The following is a 19559-nucleotide window of genomic DNA, read 5'->3' on the forward strand; positions in this document are numbered from 1 at the left end:
GCAGCTGGTTCTTATATTCATAATCACTACGCTGCACAGAGAGCATTTCCCGGTAAAGACTGCTTAAAAATGCCGCCTGTTCGCTGTTAACAGGGATCACAGGATGGGCGCCAATGCGGAACAGGGGAGAGTTCCGTAAGATCTCCGCACGTTCCCTGCCCGCAATAAAAGCTTCGGTAAAAAGACAGCCATAACCTTTTTTTTCCTGGGAGCGATGTACTACCGTATGGGGTACATGGGGATTGGCGAAGAATAAGACCGTACCATTTATTTCGATGATCTGATCACCGTAGGTAAGGATCATATCGCCGGTTACCAGCACTATTTTATAATAATCCCGCCTGGCGTGATTATGCAGGGCATCTACCGCTTTTGAGATCTCATGTACCTTAAACCCTTTTGAGCTTAGGTCTGCGGTACTAAATGCCGAATTTTCAGATAAGTGCCGGGCTGCCATCCTGCAAAATTAAGCAAATCAAACATCAGATAAAAGCAATAAAGGAGTGCCCGGCCTTGTAAAGCAGCTGTCTGCTACACCGCTGTCAAAAGAGCCCGGGTTTATTAAGGATGATCTTTTTTGGGCGATGATTGTTTTTCTTTTTTTAATTGTGCCCTCGCCTGCTTTAAGCCCGTAGCAATGGCAACTCCTTCTTCAGCGCCGTTTTCCAGCAGCTTATTAGCGATCTCAACAGCCTTTTTGCGCAGGGCCGCCGGCTGATTTTTATAGGACGGCGGATAATCTCCATTATACCATGGCATAATAAATGCGTTTAATATTTTAGCATACAGCCAAATCCGGGCCATTCAGGTATGCTCATGGTGCTGCTTTCAACGGCTATTTCTATTTTTTACTATATTTGGTTTTACTAGAATTCCATAATGGTATATTGATATAAACGGGGAAACATCCGGCTTGTTGACTTGCAGCCCCTTCAAATACAATAAAGTGCATAGTATAGACTACAGATGGGTACCATAAACACTAAACAAGATAATACAGGAGCTTTTCAGGACGAAACAGCCGGTCAGGCAAATGAAGAACTGCTTTTTCAAAAAATGGTAGAGGAGCAGGAAACGTGTGCACTTATATTTCTTGATAAGGAAGGAATTATAAAAAGCTGGAATAAAGGGGCCGGGATCATTAAGGGATACAGCAAGGCAGAGGCTATAGGTAAGCATTTTGATCTGAATTTTTTACCGGAAGACCGGGAAGTGAACATTCCGGCTAACCTGCTGAAAGCATGCCTGCAGGATGGTAAAGCCGTTTATGAAGGATGGTGTATGCGTAAGGACGACTCAAAATACTGGGGCCGCATCTCTCTGAAAGCCCTTTACAATGAACAGGAACAGCTGCTCGGATTCTCTGAGCTGGCGCAGGACCTGGGCCGGGAAAAAGCAGCGGCAGAACGCAGGGGACCCGCTGCGGCCGCTCTTGTTGAAAGTGGTGAAATGTACCAGGGAATGATCGCAGAGGTCCAGGATTACGCCATCCTCAGGCTGGATGCGAACGGTGTAGTTAAAAGCTGGAACTTAGGCGCCGAAAAGATCAAAGGATATAAAGCTGAAGAAATCCTCGGAAAGCATTTCTCAATATTTTATGAAGCCTCCGATCAGGCAAACGGCCTGCCACAGAGATTAATTGAGCACGCACGGCAAACAGGCAGTGCAAAACACGAAGGGTGGCGCGTACGAAAAGATGGCAGCCGGTTCTGGGGGAGCATTGTAATAACCGCAATGCATGGCGGTGATGGGGCTGTTATAGGCTTCACAAAGGTTACCCGTGATCTTACGGAAAAGAAATTGATTGACGACGAGCTGAAACGCTCCTCTGAAGAATTGAAAAACAGTATTTCTGAGCTGCGGAAAAGTGAGGAACGTTATCATAAAATGGTGCAGGAGGTACAGGACTATGCGATCATTATGCTGGATGAGCAGGGAAATGTGATTAGCTGGAATGTAGGTGCAGAAAGGATCAAAGGTTACGAGGCCAGTGAGATCATAGGCGTTAATTTCCGCATTTTCTATCCACCCGGGGACAAAGAGGCCGGGTTGCCTGAAAAGCTGATTCAAATTGCAGTTGAAACCGGAAGAGCCACCCATGAGGGATGGCGTGTACGGAAAGACGGCAGCCGGTTCTGGGGAAGCATTACCATTACCGCACTTCATGGAGGGGATAATTCCATCATTGGATTTTCAAAGGTAACCCGCGATCTTACTGAACGGAAGCTGGCGGAAGATAAGATGAAGGATTATGTAATGCAGCTGGAGAACAAGAACTGGGAGCTGGAACAATTTGCCTATGTTGCCTCACATGACATGCAGGAACCATTGCGGAAAATTCAAACCTTCACAGACATCATCCAGAGCAATCCCAACAACCAGGCAATTTTAGATAAGTATTTTCCCAAGATCAACACCTCCGCTAAAAGGATGAGCATGCTCATCAAGTCTATACTGGATTACAGCCGTTTGGATAAAGTAAAGCATAAGGTACATACGGATCTGAATATGGTATTGGAATCCGTGCGTTTTGACCTGGAATTGCTGATCCAGGAACGGCAGGCGATCATCCTGCATAAGCCGCTGCCGGCTATTGACGTTTACCCCGACCAGGTTAGCCAGCTGTTTACAAACATTTTAGGTAATGCTTTAAAGTATTGTGAAGGGCAGCCGGTAGTTAAGATCGCTTCAAGGTTTTTGACAAAGGAAGATATTAAGAACCCGCCTGTTGATCTTGAGCACGAATATTTTCTTGAATTATCGTTCCAGGACAATGGTATTGGCTTTGAACAGCAGTACGCGGAGGTCATCTTTGCTATTTTTCAAAGATTACATACCAGGGATAAATATGAAGGCACCGGTATCGGGCTGGCCATGTGTAAAAGGATAATGAAAAACCATTCAGGATTTATGCAGGCCACCGGCGAGCCGGGCAAAGGCGCCTGCTTTTATACCTATTTCCCCGTAAGCTATCCGGTGTATTCCATGAACCAGGAAGCAGCCGCAACCAGGTAATTACAAATCTTTTGAGGCATGCCGCAAATGTTAACCGGGTAAGTAATGCCTTACTTGGGAAAGTATTTCCACGTGGCTTATACATGAATTGGAAAGGTTGTAACTAAGAACTGTGCAGGAACATTATTTGTATCCCTGACACTGAAACAATCTTTTTTCGCAACTAAATCCAGTTATATGTTTTACCACGTAAAAGACCTGCAATATAATGCAAGGGTGAGCAAACCCGACCCGGCTTTTGCTACTTTGTTATTAGAACAATTTGGCGGCGCTAATGGCGAGTTAGCAGCTGCGTTAAGGTATTTTGGCCAGGCTTTTGGCGCCAGGAGCCCGTTTCCGGACAAGTACGACCTTTTAATGGATATTGCCACTGAAGAGTTCAGCCATCTTGAAATTGTAGGCGCCACCATTCAAATGCTGCTGCAAGGCATCAATGGCGATCTGAAGAAAGCTGCGGATGAATCAGAGATCATGCAGCTGCTGGATGGTAAAAAAGCCAAAGAGCAATTCATACACCAGGCCCTGGTTGCTCCGCAGTTCTTAACAACCAGCGGGGGAGGACCAGCATACACTAACAGCCAGGGTGTACCCTGGAGCGCAGCCTATATCAATGGCGACTGTAACGGGGATCTGACGGTAGACCTGCGTTCTAATATAGCAGCAGAATCCAGGGCTAAAATAACCTACGAATACCTGTTGCAGTTCACAGATGATCCTTATGTAAAAGATACGCTGAACTTTTTAATGACGCGCGAAGTGGCGCACTTCCAGATGTTTGAAGCAGCGCTGGATTCTATTCAGCCTAACTTCCCGCCGGGTGTGCTGCAATCTGATCCGCGCTACAGCAACCTGTATTTTAATATGTCCAGCGGCGCCGATGTAAGAGGCCCGTGGAATGAAGGTGAAAGCACCCAGTTCGGTGAAACCTGGCAGTTCATTAATGATCCCATAAAGCATGTGCTTGAAACAAATGGATTGCTGAATGTGCAGCCGGAAGGAACAGAAAGAACCCTGGAAGGAGTAAGCCAGCTGGACCAGGACCTGAGCCAGGAACGCAGCGAAGAAATAAAAATGGCAGTGCCGATAGGTGTAAATGTATGGAGCCAGTCAGAAAAAGAATTAGAAGACCAATCCAAACCCAGTGGCAGCAGAAAAAAGAGTTCAACAAAAAAATAATACTGAAACCCTGCAGCAGCAGAGCAGATTGGATATTACTTATTATACCGATCCGCTTTGCTGCTGGAGCTGGGCTTTTGAGCCGGTGTGGAAGCAGCTGCGCGCCGATCCGCGTTACGAGCTGCATATCCGGTATTGTATGGGCGGCATGCTTTCCAGCTGGGAGCATTATCATGACGCGGTCCGCTCTGTTAGCAAGCCGGTTCAAATGGGCCCGGTGTGGTCAGAGGTAAAGCAGCTTACCGGTTGTACTTTAAATGACAGGATCTGGTTTACAGATCCGCCGGCATCATCATACCCGGCCTGCCTGGCTGTTAAATGTGCGGAACAGCAGTCGGCGTTAGCTGGTGAGCGTTACCTGGAAAACGTAAGGACTGCTGTTATGATCCATGGGCAGAACATTGCGCGTAAGGAAGTATTGCTGGCCATTGCCAGGGAAACGGAAGCGGCAGATCCGCAGCTTTTTAACGCAGCTGCTTTTGAGCAGGCACTGGAGCTGCCGCAGGTGCTGGAAAGTTTTAAAAAGGACCTGGAAGAAGTAAAGGCACGGAACATTTCCCGTTTCCCCGCTTTATTGATCAGGGCTGAGAATAGTACCAGGCAGCTGCTGTTAACCGGTTACCGGCCCTATGATGTGCTGGAATCCAGCATTGCAAAGTTGTTAAGCGCCTGATGTTATACGCCTTTGCGCAGGCTTTCCGCATAAGCATTTGGTAACGGGCTGGCCTCTACGGCTTTTGCTGCCTTTTCAACATCATAGGAGAAACGGATAAATTCTGCCTGTACAGCTGCTTTATTTAAAATGCTGCTGTGCTCATTGATATGCAATAATACATAACCGCCCCTGGCATCGCCGTCTTTTGGTTTGCCAACAGAACCAATGTTAATGGCATGGCGGAAACGCCGCGTCTCTTCTTCAGCGATAACTCTATGATAAGGTTTATGGGTATGGCCAAAACACATCACATCTGCATCCGCATCCTGCATAATCCGGAGCAGGCTTTTTTCATCCCGGTCCTCAAATAAATACTCGTTTATTTTCCGGGGGCTGCCGTGCACCAGCAACAGGTTCAGCTGATCATTGTTTAGCTGGAACGCTACTTTAATGTGGGCCGGCAAGGTGCGGAGGTACTGGCGTTCTTCTTCTTTAATAATTTCATTGGTAAATGATATAGAAATGGCGCCGTTTGTCTTTTCATCGTCTGTTTTATACGCGCAGCCGCAATCATTGCTGCTGCGGGCAATGCCAAAATCATAGTTGCCGGCAATGGTTGGGATGCCGCGTTTGCGGATCTCCTGTATCACTTCATTGGGCCAGATGTTGTAGCCTACCAGGTCGCCCAGGCAATAGATGGCATCAGGCTTACGATTTTCTACATCCTTAAAGAAGGCTTCGAGTGCGGGCAGGTTTGCGTGAATGTCGCTGAAGAGTGCAATTTTCATTTAATCAGGCGCTTTGTAATGTTTGATTGTTATAATATTTTTTTCTTAACCAGCATGCAACGTTTACCAGTGCTATAAGGGCAGGTACTTCTACTAACGGCCCTATTACTCCCACGAATGCCTGGCCGGAGTTGATGCCAAATACACCGATAGCTACGGCAATGGCCAGCTCAAAGTTGTTACCGGCTGCTGTAAAGGCAATAGAGGCGTTTTGGGAATAGTTAGCGCCCATAGCTTTCCCTAACAGGAAGCTAACCAGGAACATGAGGACAAAGTATATTACCAGTGGCATTGCAATCCTCAATACATCCAGCGGGATCTGTACGATCAGCTCTCCCTTCAGACTAAACATAATCATGATGGTAAACAGCAGGGCTATGAGTGTAACAGGAGAGATGAACGGCACATATTTTTCCCGGAACCATGTTTCACCTTTTATGGCAATAAGACCATAGCGGCTCACAATGCCTGCCAGGAAGGGAATGCCCAGGTAGATAGCCACGCTTTTGGCTATTTCAGCAATGGTTACCGGAACGGTAATGCCTTTCATACCAAAAACAGTGGGCAGCCAGGTGATGAACACGTATGCGTATATGCTATATAATAGTACCTGGAACAGGCTGTTTAATGCCACCAGGCCGGCGGCATATTCCCGGTTACCATCTGCCAGCTCATTCCATACAATAACCATTGCAATGCAACGGGCAAGGCCTATGAGTATTAAGCCGGTCATATATTCCGGGTAACCGTGCAGAAACAGTACTGCCAGGCCAAACATGAGGATGGGGCCAATGATCCAGTTTAACAGAAGGGATACAGATAGTATGCGGGTGTTTTTAAATACTTCTCCCATGTTTTCATACCGGACCTTTGCCAGTGGGGGATACATCATGAGGATAAGACCCGCTGCCAGCGGTATATTGGTGGTGCCGGTGGAAAAGGAATTGATAAAGGTTGCAGATGAAGGAAAGAAATACCCTAAACCGATCCCCACTGCCATTGCCAGGAAGATCCACAGCGTTAAATACCTATCCAGGAAACTTAGTTTTTTCCGTTGTGCCGGATTGCAATTTTGAGCGCTCATGCGTTTTATTTTACTTTCCGGTTATAAGGCTTCTGCGTTCCAGTAAAAGGGTATCCCGCCAAAGGCCATTCATTTGTCCTATTTTTTCACGGCGCCCCACTAAACGGAACCCGCATTTCTCATGTACTTTTATGCTGGCAATATTTTCAGGGAATATGCCGGCCTGCAATGTCCAGAAGCCGTTTGCCTCACTTTCGGTTATTAATGCCTGCAGCAGCTGTGTACCAACATTTTTACCGCGGGCGTCAGGATGTATATATACGCTTACCTCTCCAACACCTGCATACACACATCTGCCGGATACTGCTGTAAGGGCCGCCCAGCCTATAACCTGGTTGTTTTCAACGGCTGCCAGCCGGCAGGTTTTTACATGGGCTTTATCCCACTCATCCCATTCCGGCGCCGTGGCTTGGAAAGTAGCATTGCCGGTAGCAATACCGCTTTCATAAATTGCTTTTACCTGCGGCCAGTGATCCGCTGACATTTGTATGATCTGCATAGTTTCTTTATTTACAACAATCGGGGCCGCAGCAGCTGGCAGCAGCCGGTTTTTCGGCATAAACCGTAATACTATAAATGCCGGTGTGGCTGGCTTTAAATTGCGCTATTTCATCCATGGTTAAATATTGGGCCAGTATATCGCCGGGTATATCGATCACTTTTTCCTTCTGGATGGTAATATTAATAAAACCATTGTTTGTTATCAAGGCCAGGTAATCCTGCTTTTGAATGGCCCCGGATACGCAGCCCGCGTACATTTCAGCTGCTGCCTGTATTTTGGGAGGCAGGCTGCCATCCAGCACAATATCGGAAATACTGAAGTGCCCACCGGGTTTCAGTACGCGGAAGATCTCCTTAAAAACGCCATCCTTATTGGGTACCAGGTTTAATACGCAGTTGCTTACAATTACATCGGCCGTGTTGGCGCTAACCGGCATGTGCTCAATATCGCCCTGGCGGAATTCCACGTTGTTGAACTGCAGCTTTTCAGCATTTGCACGGGCCTTCTCTATCATGGCCGGTGTAAAGTCTATGCCGATCACTTTCCCCGCTTCGCCGGTTTCCTGCCGGGCTATAAAACAATCATTGCCGGCGCCGGAACCAAGATCAATAACGGTATTGCCTTTTTGTATGCGGGCAAACTGTGTGGGCAGGCCGCAGCCCAGGCCCAGGTCTGCATCCGGGTTATAACCTTCCAGGGTGGAGTAATCATCGCTCATGATGTTATATACTTCTGTGGAGCAGCAGCCGGAGCCGCAGCAGGATGCCTGGTTAGCTTCTTTTTCCTGCAAAGCAATTTCGCTGTATTTCTGCTTTACCATTTCTTTGAGCTGGTTATCTGTGGTCATAAAGATGAAATTTTATTATCTTATTATTGCAATATTGCGATTGATGTAAGTAAAATTTTTTTAGCAGCAGGAAGGCCCGTTAAGATCTACCTCTTTAAAGAAGCCGGAAAAGAGCTGCTGATATCGTTTCCATACTTTGGGATTAATACAGTAGCAAACGCTGGCGCCCTCAATGGTACCTTGTATTAAACCGGCTGTTTTCAGTTCTTTCAGATGCTGGGAGGTAGTAGCCTGTGCCAGCCCCAGCTCGTCTACCAGGTCGCCGCATACACAGGCGTTCTTTTTCACCAGGTATTGCAAAATGGCAATACGGGCCGGATGGGCCAGGGCCTTTGCCATAGCGGCTATATCATTCTGTTGTTTCGTAAATAGGTCTGTTTTGGTAGCTCCCATCGGTTCATTATTGTGATATCGCAATATTACGATACGTGGTTGAGATCACCAAATAAAAATTTATAGCGTTTGGGGGAATAAGAAGGTGAGCGGGCTTCCTGTTTAAAGCCTGGCTGATGCGAAACGTAGCTAATGAGTATTCTGCCCCCTTACTCAAACCGCTTCAACAAATTATCCGAAGCAATCCGGTAAGCCTGATGTGCGGCTTTTTCTCTGATCTCCCTGCCTGCTTGTTCATTCATCCCGTTAGGCGTTTCTGCATGCTGCGCCAGTTCTTTAAAATTAATGGTGCTGTCCTGTTGTGCTGCGAGGCAGAGCGCCTGGAACAGTCCTGCAATGTATTGATTGGCGGTTGTGGCATTTACGCCATTGTCAATGGTCCAGCTGCTCAGCTCATGGAGCAGGTCGTAAAACGGGGTAATGAGGCCTGTGAGTGTCCACAATGCATGCAGCTGATGTTCATCCGCTACCTGTACTGGCTGGCCTAAATGGCTAAACAGCTGTGTTACCGTATCATTGGCCTGAAAGAGTAGGATAGGGCCTGTATGCTGCATAACCGTTGGGGTGGGAACGGCGCGGGCCACCTGGGTGGCCGGTGCTACTGTATTAAGCAGCTCGGCTTTTTTTAAGAGGGGAACCAGTGATATCACGGTCTGCTCTTCCCGGAACGCCAGTGAGCGCAATACTTCTACTGCAGCCGCGGGCCTCACCGCTATAAAAACAAGATCCGATTGATCGATCACCTGCTGATTGCTTTCCAGCCGCCGTACCTGCGCGTATTTCTCCGCCAGGCGTTGGGCATTGGCTTCATTGCGCGGCGAAAGCCAGATCTGCGTGTTTTCGATAGATGAAGTACATAATCCTTCTACGATAGCGTTGGTGATCTTGCCAACACCGATAAAACCGATCTGCATTTTTTGGGTTAAAGGTATTGTTATCTGATTAATTTTCCCCCGCCTGCAACTTTTCCCCCGCCCAATCGTCTTAGCTAACTATTCGATCACATAAACCCATACTTATAAAAATGAAGCATCTCATTATCCTGTTACTCTCCGTACTTACCATTTCAGCTTACGGGCAAGACAAATACAGTCATGCCTACTACAACAAGCTCACAGAACTCAGTGGCACAGACTACGTGCTGGCAACCATTGAAAGTGCCGGAAAAATGTTTACAATAAACAGTACTGCTCTTTTATTCCTGAACACCAGGACCGGGCAGTCAAAACAAATTGATTTTCCTGATGGCGCCTATATCCAGAAGATCGAGCAGATCAAAATAGATAGTTTTCAAATTAATAAGGTAATGGTAACAGCCCGCACGGTGAACCTTGATAATGACAAAAGAATTGACTGGGGAGATCCCACCCAGATCATTATTCTTTCAACAGACGGGCAGGAAAAAACACAATTAACCAAAGATGATTTTTTTGCAAGAACCTGGTTGATCAATAGCCAAACCGGAACGATTGTTATTACCGGACATACTGACACCAATAAAAATGGCAAATACGATAAGACAGATAAAAGCGAAATCTTACTTTACGACTTAAAGACATTAAAATTAATAGTAAGGATCTAGCCATTGTAAAGAAAAAAAAAAACGTGCAGCCGATAATGCTACACAGGTTGTTTTTTTATCAATTTTGCCGGCTTTTCACAAAATAGCATCTTCCACATTCAAGGCTTCAAGGCACCATGAAAGCGTTAACAATTTCTCTCCTGGCATTCACTGTTCTTAATTGCTTTTCAGCCCAGGCGCAAACGCTGGACACCTGACCGATGTGAGTTAGCTATAAGCTGCATTTTGTTATTTTAAAAGGCAAAGGCATACCTTAAATTGTCCGTTTCCGGACGCCGGCTGCTTACATGTGGACAAGTGTAGAAAACATATAATATGTAACTGCTGCATCCTGCATGCTGCTCAGATATGGCAGCCTTCTTGTAGCAGCTCCCGTATAATACCTACGATTATGAGCCACATAGTTATTCCTATTCCACCGCTACCAGGTAAGCAGGAAATAGAAGTTGAAGTAACGATCAACAACCAGAAGCAACAGCTGCACTACCGGGTAGAGCTGTTTTACTGGGACGAGTGTTCTAATCCCATGGGGCACCGGGCAGATTGCATCAGTGAAATGCTGTCAAACCATGATCCGGAGTGGATGGTGTATTATATTGGCGCACCAACAGACAAGTTTGTGCCGATCACTTTTGTGAGTAAAGAGAGCAGGAAGCTCTTGCAAAAGGTTAAAGCATGAATTGAATAGCTACGATCTGATTTTACATGAGTATTGTTAACGATGTTCGTGCGCAGGAAGCACCTGTTCCTGCGATGCGGGCTCTTTTTTTATAGATATAGATCATTCGCATGGTTTGTCCAACCGAATAAAAACTCTTCCGGAAGCCCCGCAGCAAGGCGTATTATTATGAGTTAATATAATTCATAAAGCTAAACTAATCAAGCTGGTTTATTTGTTTTTTACCGGAATTTTTCTTTTCTTGCAGCTTCCTATACCGTCATACCTTATGCCAGTTCATTTACCCAAGCTGTCATTACTTGTACGTCTATTGTTGTTGATCGGGCTATTTGTTTTTACGCTTACCAACATAACAACCGGACAATCAATGGTGTTTAGCCCTGCTGCTGAAGATAAGCAGCTGCTATCGTCCCTTTTCACAAAGTATGAACAGCATTACCGGAGTGAGTTAACCAGGCTCCCCGCTGAAAATAAAAAGAGTTATGAAGAGATCTATCAGCTGCGCTGGGATCATATAAAGGAGGTGTTTGATAAAAAGGAGCTTTATACCGCCCCTGAAGCCCAGCAATACCTGGATGTTATGGTGGAGGAAATCGTGAAAACAAATCCTTTACTGCAGAACCGTGCCTTCCATTGCTATTTTTCGCGTTCCGGTATTCCCAATGCCAGCTATATTGGTGAAGGCCTGATCCTTTTCAATATGGGGCTGTTCCGGCAGCTGGAGGATGAAAGCCAGGCAGCTTTTGTTATTTGCCATGAAATTGCACACTACTTTTTGCAGCACAGCGAGAACAGTATTTCAAAGTATGTAACTACGATCAATAGTAAGGCTGTTCAGCAGGAGCTGCGTAAAATAAAAAGTTCCGAATACGGGAAACGCGCACAGCTGGAAAATCTCGTGAAAGGCATCACCTTCAACAGCCGCCGCCATAGCCGGGATCATGAAGCGCAGGCCGATTCAATGGCGGTTGAGTTCCTGCACAATACCCGGTTTGACGTCACAGGCGCGGTTACTGCATTGAACCTGCTCGACAATATTGATACCGATACACTGAACACCGCTGTATGCCTGGAGCGCCTGTTCAATGCAAAAGCATATCCCTTTCAGAAAAGATGGATCGCCAAACAGGAAGGCCTCCTGGGCGGGCATGCACAATTACAGGAGGATGATAAATTGGAAGATTCCCTGAAAACACATCCTGACTGTAAGCTGAGAGTACAGCTGTTAGCGCCCCTGGTAACCAGGTACAAGGTTGCCGGCAAGTCGGCCTTTGTAGTGGATAAAGCAAAGTTTGAAATATTGAAAACCAATTTTCAATACGAGATAGCGGAGTATGCTTACAGTTCAGATAACTATACCAGGAGCCTCTATTATTCAATAGCCCTGCTGCAGGAACATCCGGAAGATGCCTGGCTGATAACCCAGGTAGGACGAATATTAAACAGCTGCTACACGGCCCAGAAAGCGCATACACTTGGCAGGCAGGTAGAGCTGCCATCACCGGGCTTTTCCCCGGGTTACAACCTGTTGTTACAGTTCATACAAAACCTTTACCTGGAAGATTTTGCAGCTATCAGTTATCATTATCTGCAGCAATATTCCCCTCAGCTTAACTATTACCCGGATTTTAAGAAAGAGTATATCACAAGTAGTCATCTGATAAAACAATAACAAACAAATTAAACTATCCCTAAACATTGAAACTATGATCAAGCACCTGCTTACAGTTGGGCTCTTCCTTTTTACATCATCATTGTATGCCCAGAGTAAATTAAGCATAGATAACGTTTACGCCGCGTACCTGCAGAACACCGGTACTATCATGGAAAATAACCAGATAAAAGGGTATTTTTTCCTTTACCAGAGCGATAAGATAGACAGGCGCACCAATGAATATACCCTGCAGATAGTGGACGAGAACCTGAATAAGGTGAAAGACATCAAGTTCCAGGACTCAAAAAAATTAAGCTTGCTGGAAGCGGCTTATAACGGCAACAGCTTATCCTTCCTGTTCAAAAATGAGGAAAATAAAACACTGGACATGAAAGTGTACGGTATTGATGGTAAGCTAAAATATACATACAGCCGGGAGTATACCAGGAAAACAGATGATCTCATGAAAAGGTATGAGACCATGCATACAGATGAAGGAACCAATCAGAATGTATTTGACCTGGGTGAGCAGGGATATGCCTCTGTGCTGCCGTTAAGAGATGGTAAAACACGTACTTATGAGGTAGACTATTATTCATCAACTTCAAAAAAATATTGGACATATATTCCGTCAGATGATGATGAACGTTATGCCAATGCTGAATTTCTGGGCAGTACAGATAGCCTGATCATACTGGAAGTAATGAAAAGGAACAGAATGATGAGCGGTAAGATCACGGCGCACCTGGTAGGTATTGACATTAACAGCAAAAAGAAGATTTTTGATCTGGAAGGAGAGGACGACGCCTATACGCTGGTGCCTTCCAATGTAATACCCATAAAAGGAACCGGCCGGATCCTGGTAATGGGAAGCTACTTTGATAAGAGTGATAATGTGGCCAAAGATTTCAGCAAAGGGCTGGCCATCTATGAGATTGACGGCAAAGGGAATGTACTGTCTAAAACCTATAACTCCTGGGGTAAGGATTTCGCTAAATACCTGCCTACCGGTAATAAAGGCAAGCTGGATAAGGTTGGGTTCCTCTACATCCATAAATTGATCCGGACCAATGATGGTAAGATCTTCGCAGTGGGAGAAGGCTACAAAAGACAAGTTAGTGCCGGTGGTATTGCTTTAACCATGCTTTCCGCAGCAGCCGGTTCTTATGGTAATACAAGCACTACCAAAATTGTGACTACGGATATGGTAGTTATGGAGTTTGATGATAAATATAAGGTGACCGATGCGACCATTTACGATAAAACAAATAACACGGCAGATCTTCTATTGAGCGATTTCAACAGCCAGCATGCCATTGCGCTGCTGTTGAAAGCAACCGGTGGCTTTGATTATGAGTTTACCACCAGTGATGCGGATAATAATACCTTTTCCATTTGTTACGGGGATTGGGTGAGAAGCTCCGATTACAAAGGCCAAACCTTTAATACGCTTCGTTATAACGGTAAGAAATTCACAAAAGATAAAATTGAACTAAAGTCAAAAGCCAGCAGAATGACCGTGCTGCCGGCCAAAGCAGGTTCCGTTATGATCATGGAATACTACAAAAAAGACAAAAAGCTTGAATCCAGGTTAGAGAAGATCGGGTAATAGCAACGTTCTATAAAAAGCCGCCGCTGGGATGATCCCGGGGGCGGCTTTTGTTTTCCTGGTTGCCTTAAAAAATGTGATTTAAACCGTTTTTGAATGATGGGAACCATTTATAACCCTGCGATTATTTAAAGCCAGGACCCCGATAGCAGGCGCCGGGCAATCCATGGCTGCTGTTCTGTCCGGCTCAGGCAATACTGAGCCCCGGATCGCCGTTGTATATGGAAATCGTTAATATTAATATTTATATATTGATTGTCAGGAATTATTTTTTAAAATGAATCAGCTATTTTGTCAATATTTTCTATATATTAACAATATAAATTGCCACCGTGCTTAAACCTATTTTACTTTGAACCATTAGCAACAGTTATTTTTACCAAAATCTGTGTATTAAACTCTAAATGATCCGTTATGAAAATACACGTCTGTTTATTAGTGCCGCTTTATCTATTTTTTTAAACTAAAAACCAATATCCATTAAGGTATAGTCATTCACGTTTCGAAAAGGTTTCCTCATCATAAGCAGGCAGCTTCTGAGCTTATTGCTTTACACGTCAATATTCCACAAACAAATAAAATCCATCTTATGAACAAAGATCTATTTCGCAGGGCGCGTACGTTGTGCTTGTTATTATTGCTGATAACAGGTATGGCTAACGCACAGACACGAGCTGTTGCCGGCAAGGTAACAGATGAAAAAGGTGATCCAATTCCAGGCGCCACCATTCAGATAAAGGGCACCAGTAGCGGCACAGCAGCAGGTCCGGATGGTACATTTAAAGTAAATGCCCCCGAAAATGCCACCACGCTGGTTGTCACCTACGTAGGGTTTGCCAGCCAGGAAGTGAGCATCAGCGGCAAAACGAACGTAAACATTGTTCTACAAACAAGCAGCACCCAGCTAACCGATGTGGTAGTAGTGGGTTATGGAACTGTTCGTAAAAAAGATCTCACCGGTTCCGTTGCCTCCATTCAGGCCAAGGATTTTAATAAAGGTACTTTCACCGCGCCTGACCAGCTTATCCAGGGTAAGGTTGCCGGCGTACAGATCGTTTCAAACAGCGGCCAGCCCGGCGCGGCCACTACAGTACGCATCCGGGGAAATGCGGCATTAACGGGCACCGGCCAGCCACTGTATGTAGTGGATGGGGTACCCCTGGACGGACGTTCTGCCAGGCCCGGCTTAAATGTGCCTGAGCTTGGGAACGTTCCCGGAGGCAATGCGCTGAACTTTATTAACCCCTTTGACATCGCTTCCGTAGATGTATTGAAAGATGCATCCGCCACCGCCATTTACGGTTCCAGGGCGGCTTACGGCGTAGTGCTCATCACCACCAAAAGAGGGAAGGCGGGCGAGCCTAAGCTGGATGTAGGCGCTTCCGTTGGCATCAGCAATATTATGCGGCGTATTAACGTGCTGGATGGCGACCAGTTCCGCCAGGCATTACAAAAATGGAACCTGGGCAACACCAACGATAAAGGCGCTAATGTAAATGCGCTGGATGCTATACTGCGTACAGCCGTTACCCAAAACTATAATGTAGGCGTTAGCGGTGGCAGTGATAATGCCAAATACCGCTTTTCCGCAGGTATGCTGGACCAGCAGGGCATCATTAAAAAATCTGATTTTAAGAAATATACTGCTGCATTCAACGCAGGGTTTAAATTCCTGAACAGCAAAAGGCTGGGAGTGGACCTGAATATCATTGCCAACCAGTACCAGGAAAATATTCCGCCCATCACCAATGATGCCGGTTTCGCCAACAGCCTTATGGGCCAGGCATTGCAGTGGAACCCTACAGAAGCATTGTATAATGCAGATGGTAGCCTGAACATTAAGCAGGGAAGCGCTGCAGTGAACCCGGTGGCCATGTCGCAGGTATATCACGATAAATCAAGGGTAACCACTATCCTGGGAAGCATCTCTCCCTATTACAAGATCACCGATGACCTGGAATACCGCATGCAATACAGCATCAACTACAGCAGCGGTATCAGGAGAACAGCGGTGGATGGCAATATTAACCTGAACACTTTTGGTATCCAGGATATATCCTCCACAGGTCTTGGCTGGGCTAACATCGGTCAGAATGAGCTGGCCACCCAGCAGTTCACCAATACACTGACCTATAATAAAGACATCAACACAGACCTGCACCTGAATGTGCTGGCAGGTTATGAATACCTGAAGTACACAAACAAGGGCGCTTATATGAACGGCCTGGGCCCTGCACAACAAGGCGGCTTTAGTAATTATGGGCTGGACCTCACAGATTATATCCAGTTCTCCAATGCCGCAGGCCGTAACATTACTTCATTTGCAGATCCGGTTTCAGAGCTGCAGTCTTATTTCGGCAGGGTAACGCTGAACCTGAAAGACCGTTACATGTTAACCGGTACTATCAGAACAGATGGTTCCACCAAATTCGGTTCCAATAACCGTTATGGCGTGTTCCCATCATTTGCAGCAGCCTGGAACATCAGCAACGAAAGCTTCTTCACCAAGGGAGTGGTTACCAACCTGAAGCTGCGTGGCGGCTGGGGTAAAACCGGTAACCAGGAATTTCCGTCCGGCGCATCACAGGCCAGGTGGGCTTTCCAGAACAACGGTGCGGTATCGCAGCAATCCAACGCCAACCCGGATCTTAAATGGCAGTCAGACAAGCAATATAACATAGGGCTTGACTTTGCATTGGTAAAAGACAGGATCACAGGCTCTGTGGATTATTTTCATAAAACAACTTCCGACCTGTTATATCCTACCGTTGCTATACAGCCGGCTGCATCCCAGTCTGTAGTAACCTGGAAGAACCTGGATGGTAAGATCGTGAACAAGGGTTTTGAAGCTATGGTAAATGCCAGCATTGTTCAGGGTAAGGATTTCAGCTGGGATCTGGGTGTGAATGCTACCTTCCTGAAGAATAATGTAACCGGCATGGCTGCACCTATTTATACCGGTCAGCTGAACGGGCAGGGCGTATCCGGAACACTGGTAGAGATCATTTATAATGATATGCCTATTAACGGATTTTACACCCGCACTTATGGCGGTATGGATAAAGACGGACAATCCATCTACCCCAATGGGGATAGCTTAAGCTACCAGGGAAATCCGAACCCCACGAAGCTGCTGGGTATCAGCACTACGGTGGCGTATAAGAAATTGTCGCTCACTGCTAACCTGAACGGCGCTTTCGGGCACAAGATCTATAACAACACTTTTAACAACGTAGTGAATGTAAGTAACCTCAGGGGCGCGCGTAATATTGCAGAAGAATTCTTTAATGCATCTCAGCAGGAAGCCCTGTCAAACCGGGTTACCTCTTCCTCCCGTTTTATTGAGAGTGGGAACTATATGAAGCTGGCCAACGTAACCCTTACATATGCTTTAGGCGATATTGGCCATGTGGTTAAAGGCATGAATATCTATTTCACTGGCCAGAACCTGTTTGTAATTACCAAGTTCAAAGGGTTCGATCCTGAAGTGAATGTAGATAAGAGCAGCGGAGCGCCAGGTGCAGATTCTAAAACAGGTATGTCCACCTCCGGCGGGGTACCTTCTGCAGGTATCGAATACCAGCCTTACCCTTCTGCCCGTACGTTTACGCTTGGTGTTAATTTTTCCCTTTAATCAAAAAAACTGGCTTATATGAACTACATGAAAATATTATTTCTGGTCTCCGGTATCCTGTTGTGGACGGGTTGTACCAAACTGGATGAAAAACTAAAGGGCGAGGCAACAGATGCGCAGGTAGGCGGCAGCGGCGGCTCTGCAGATGCGTTGCTGAAAGGTGTGTATAATTCTATGCGTTTGCCCTATCAGAACAACGACCGGGTATTTGCCCTGTCGGAAATGAGCACGGATGAACAGATTGCACCTACCCGCGGCGGTGACTGGGACGATAATGGTGCATGGCGCGTGCTGCATGCGCACAAATGGGATGCAGACAACATTCATATACGGGATGCTTTTAACGACCTGGGTGGGGTAGTGTACACCGCCACCAACATCCTGCAGTTTAGCCCTTCTGCCCAACAGGCAGCGGAAGCAAGGTTCATCCGGGCCTTCGCCATGTTCAGCGTGCTGGATCTTTTTGACCAGGTACCGTACCGTGATCCCGGTGAAAAGGTAACCCAGGAAGCAAGGGTAAGGGTAGGTTCAGAAGCGCTGGATTATATTATCACGGAAGTGAATGATGTAATGGCCAACCTGCCGGACGTAGCCACTTCAAGGAGTAACGTTACCAAGGCCAATAAAGATGCTGCGAGAATATTGCTGATGAAATGTTACCTGAATAAAGGCGTATTTGCCAACAGGGCCGCACCTACGTTTGATAATGCAGACCTGGCAAAAGTTGTAACCCTGGCAGATGAGATCATTAACAGCGGCCGTTATACGTTCAGCACTAATTACTTTGATAACTTCTCGCCCAATAATGGCAGCTTATCCAAAGAGAACATTTTCACCGCAGAGAACATAGGCGGTGTGGATGCCGGCGGCTTAAACGCCATCTGGCATACGGTAATGCATTACAACCAAAGCCCCTCCGGCTGGAATGGCTGGACCACGCTCTCAGATTTCTACAACAAATTTGAAGCAGGCGATGTAAGAAGAGGAGTTGCTTACCCCACCGGCGCCGGCGGCCCGGCTAACCCGGGTAAACGCGTGAATGTGGGTTTCCTGATAGGACAGCAATACAATCTGAAAACAGATGCGCCATTGCTGGACAGAACCGGCGCTCCGCTGATCTTTACACCGGAAGTGAGCACCATTGAAACCGGCGCCAACCTGGAAGTAACCGGCATCAGGGTGGTGAAATACAGTCCTGATTATGTGAACGATGCAAACGGTAAAGTAGATAACGATTTTGTGTACTACCGTTATCCGGATGTGCTGCTGATGAAAGCCGAAGCCCTGCTGCGCCAGGGCAATGCAGGCGGCGCATTGCCGCTGGTGAACCAGGTACGTGCAGCCCGTGGTGCAACTCCCATGGCAGCTGTAACACTGGATCAGCTGCTGGATGAAAGAGGAAGGGAATTTTACTGGGAAAGCTCCCGGCGCCTGGACCTCATCCGCTTTGGCAAGTTCCTGCAACCCTGGCAGGAGAAGCCTACAGATGATCCAAGGAACCTGATCTTCCCCATTCCCAGCCAACAGCTGGCGGTTAATTCAAACCTGAAAAAGAACCCGGGATATTAAGGGATATTAGTTAATTAAGAAGGGCTGGTCTTTCATCAGGCCAGCCCTTTACTTTTACTACTAAGTCTCACAGGAAAGTTACTTCGCCGGTTTTCAGACCATAAAAAGCCCCCGCAGTTTTGATTTCTCCTTTCTCCTCCATGGCGGTTCTTCAGCGCCTGCAGCCGGAATGTTTTTAGTGTTATATTTACACTTATTATTATATCATTTCTTTGTACATTCATCTGCAATAGCATTAATAACCCTTCAAATACAGTGGCAATTTAAATTAAGAAAAACCATCTATCTATGAAAACCAGTTATTTACAACGTGTAGTGTTAACCGTTACAATGACGTTTATTTTTACCGGTTGCAGCAAAAGCGAAACTTCA

At 46.3% G+C, this 19559-nt stretch carries 16 protein-coding genes and 1 pseudogene; 9 read left to right on the forward strand and 8 right to left on the reverse strand.

What is annotated here, in order from left to right:
- Both VIM87_RS08180 and VIM87_RS08185 read right to left on the reverse strand, forming a co-directional pair.
- Nucleotides 1-457, reverse strand: a pseudogene (locus tag VIM87_RS08180) (AraC family transcriptional regulator); the annotation flags it as partial.
- Between the two features lie 104 nt (nt 458-561).
- Complete coding sequence (locus VIM87_RS08185) at nt 562-759, reverse strand: hypothetical protein (RefSeq protein ID WP_331996508.1); 198 nt, start codon at nt 757-759, stop codon at nt 562-564.
- Between the two features lie 207 nt (nt 760-966).
- Between VIM87_RS08185 and VIM87_RS08190 the strand changes: the two genes are divergently transcribed.
- The 3 genes from VIM87_RS08190 to VIM87_RS08200 all read left to right on the forward strand — a co-directional run bounded on the left by VIM87_RS08190 (nt 967) and on the right by VIM87_RS08200 (nt 4864).
- Nucleotides 967-3015: a PAS domain S-box protein gene (locus VIM87_RS08190; RefSeq protein WP_331996509.1), complete on the forward strand. Its 2049-nt coding sequence runs from the start codon at nt 967-969 to the stop codon at nt 3013-3015.
- 177 nt (nt 3016-3192) lie between these two features.
- A complete protein-coding gene (locus VIM87_RS08195; RefSeq protein WP_331996510.1) occupies nt 3193-4191 on the forward strand; it encodes a manganese catalase family protein in 999 nt (332 codons plus the stop codon).
- Nucleotides 4157-4864, forward strand: a complete 708-nt coding sequence (locus tag VIM87_RS08200; protein WP_331996511.1) for a DsbA family protein — start codon at nt 4157-4159, stop codon at nt 4862-4864. Before VIM87_RS08195 ends, VIM87_RS08200 begins: the two co-directional genes overlap by 35 nt.
- A 2-nt stretch (nt 4865-4866) precedes the next feature.
- On the opposite strand, the gene VIM87_RS08205 is transcribed toward VIM87_RS08200, so the two are convergent.
- The 6 genes from VIM87_RS08205 to VIM87_RS08230 form a co-directional block, all read right to left on the reverse strand.
- Nucleotides 4867-5634, reverse strand: coding sequence for a metallophosphoesterase family protein (locus VIM87_RS08205; protein ID WP_331996512.1), 768 nt, complete (start codon nt 5632-5634; stop codon nt 4867-4869).
- A gap of 4 nt (nt 5635-5638) precedes the next feature.
- On the reverse strand, nt 5639-6718 hold the full coding sequence (gene arsB / locus VIM87_RS08210; protein ID WP_331996513.1) for an ACR3 family arsenite efflux transporter: 1080 nt from the start codon (nt 6716-6718) through the stop codon (nt 5639-5641).
- Nucleotides 6719-6728: 10 nt separating this feature from the next.
- The gene (locus tag VIM87_RS08215; RefSeq protein WP_331996514.1) at nt 6729-7217 is read right to left on the reverse strand and encodes an N-acetyltransferase family protein; all 489 of its coding nucleotides are present in this window, start codon (nt 7215-7217) and stop codon (nt 6729-6731) included.
- Nucleotides 7218-7224: 7 nt separating this feature from the next.
- A complete protein-coding gene (locus VIM87_RS08220; protein ID WP_331996515.1) occupies nt 7225-8067 on the reverse strand; it encodes an arsenite methyltransferase in 843 nt (280 codons plus the stop codon).
- A 60-nt stretch (nt 8068-8127) separates the two neighbouring features.
- A complete protein-coding gene (locus VIM87_RS08225) occupies nt 8128-8460 on the reverse strand; it encodes a metalloregulator ArsR/SmtB family transcription factor (RefSeq protein ID WP_331996516.1) in 333 nt (110 codons plus the stop codon).
- Between the two features lie 149 nt (nt 8461-8609).
- Nucleotides 8610-9374, reverse strand: a complete 765-nt coding sequence (locus tag VIM87_RS08230; protein ID WP_331996517.1) for an NAD(P)-binding domain-containing protein — start codon at nt 9372-9374, stop codon at nt 8610-8612.
- Nucleotides 9375-9484: 110 nt separating this feature from the next.
- Here VIM87_RS08230 and VIM87_RS08235 point away from each other — a divergent pair, with 110 nt between their 5' ends.
- The 6 genes from VIM87_RS08235 (at nt 9485) to VIM87_RS08260 (ending at nt 19187) form a co-directional block, all read left to right on the forward strand.
- Entirely contained in the window at nt 9485-10042 is a 558-nt protein-coding gene (locus VIM87_RS08235) for a hypothetical protein (RefSeq protein WP_331996518.1), read from the forward strand.
- 391 nt (nt 10043-10433) lie between these two features.
- Nucleotides 10434-10721, forward strand: coding sequence for a hypothetical protein (locus VIM87_RS08240; RefSeq protein ID WP_331996519.1), 288 nt, complete (start codon nt 10434-10436; stop codon nt 10719-10721).
- Between the two features lie 268 nt (nt 10722-10989).
- Nucleotides 10990-12393: a M48 family metalloprotease gene (locus VIM87_RS08245; protein WP_331996520.1), complete on the forward strand. Its 1404-nt coding sequence runs from the start codon at nt 10990-10992 to the stop codon at nt 12391-12393.
- A gap of 34 nt (nt 12394-12427) precedes the next feature.
- Nucleotides 12428-13984 (forward strand): DUF6770 family protein, encoded by a 1557-nt coding sequence (locus VIM87_RS08250; protein ID WP_331996521.1) that lies wholly within the window; start codon nt 12428-12430, stop codon nt 13982-13984.
- A 589-nt stretch (nt 13985-14573) separates the two neighbouring features.
- On the forward strand, nt 14574-17618 hold the full coding sequence (locus tag VIM87_RS08255; RefSeq protein ID WP_331996522.1) for a SusC/RagA family TonB-linked outer membrane protein: 3045 nt from the start codon (nt 14574-14576) through the stop codon (nt 17616-17618).
- Nucleotides 17619-17645: 27 nt separating this feature from the next.
- A complete protein-coding gene (locus VIM87_RS08260) occupies nt 17646-19187 on the forward strand; it encodes a RagB/SusD family nutrient uptake outer membrane protein (protein WP_331996523.1) in 1542 nt (513 codons plus the stop codon).
- Nucleotides 19188-19559 lie beyond the last annotated feature (372 nt).

It is taken from the genome of Chitinophaga sp. (assembly GCF_036569125.1).
In the GTDB taxonomy this organism is placed as follows: domain Bacteria; phylum Bacteroidota; class Bacteroidia; order Chitinophagales; family Chitinophagaceae; genus Chitinophaga.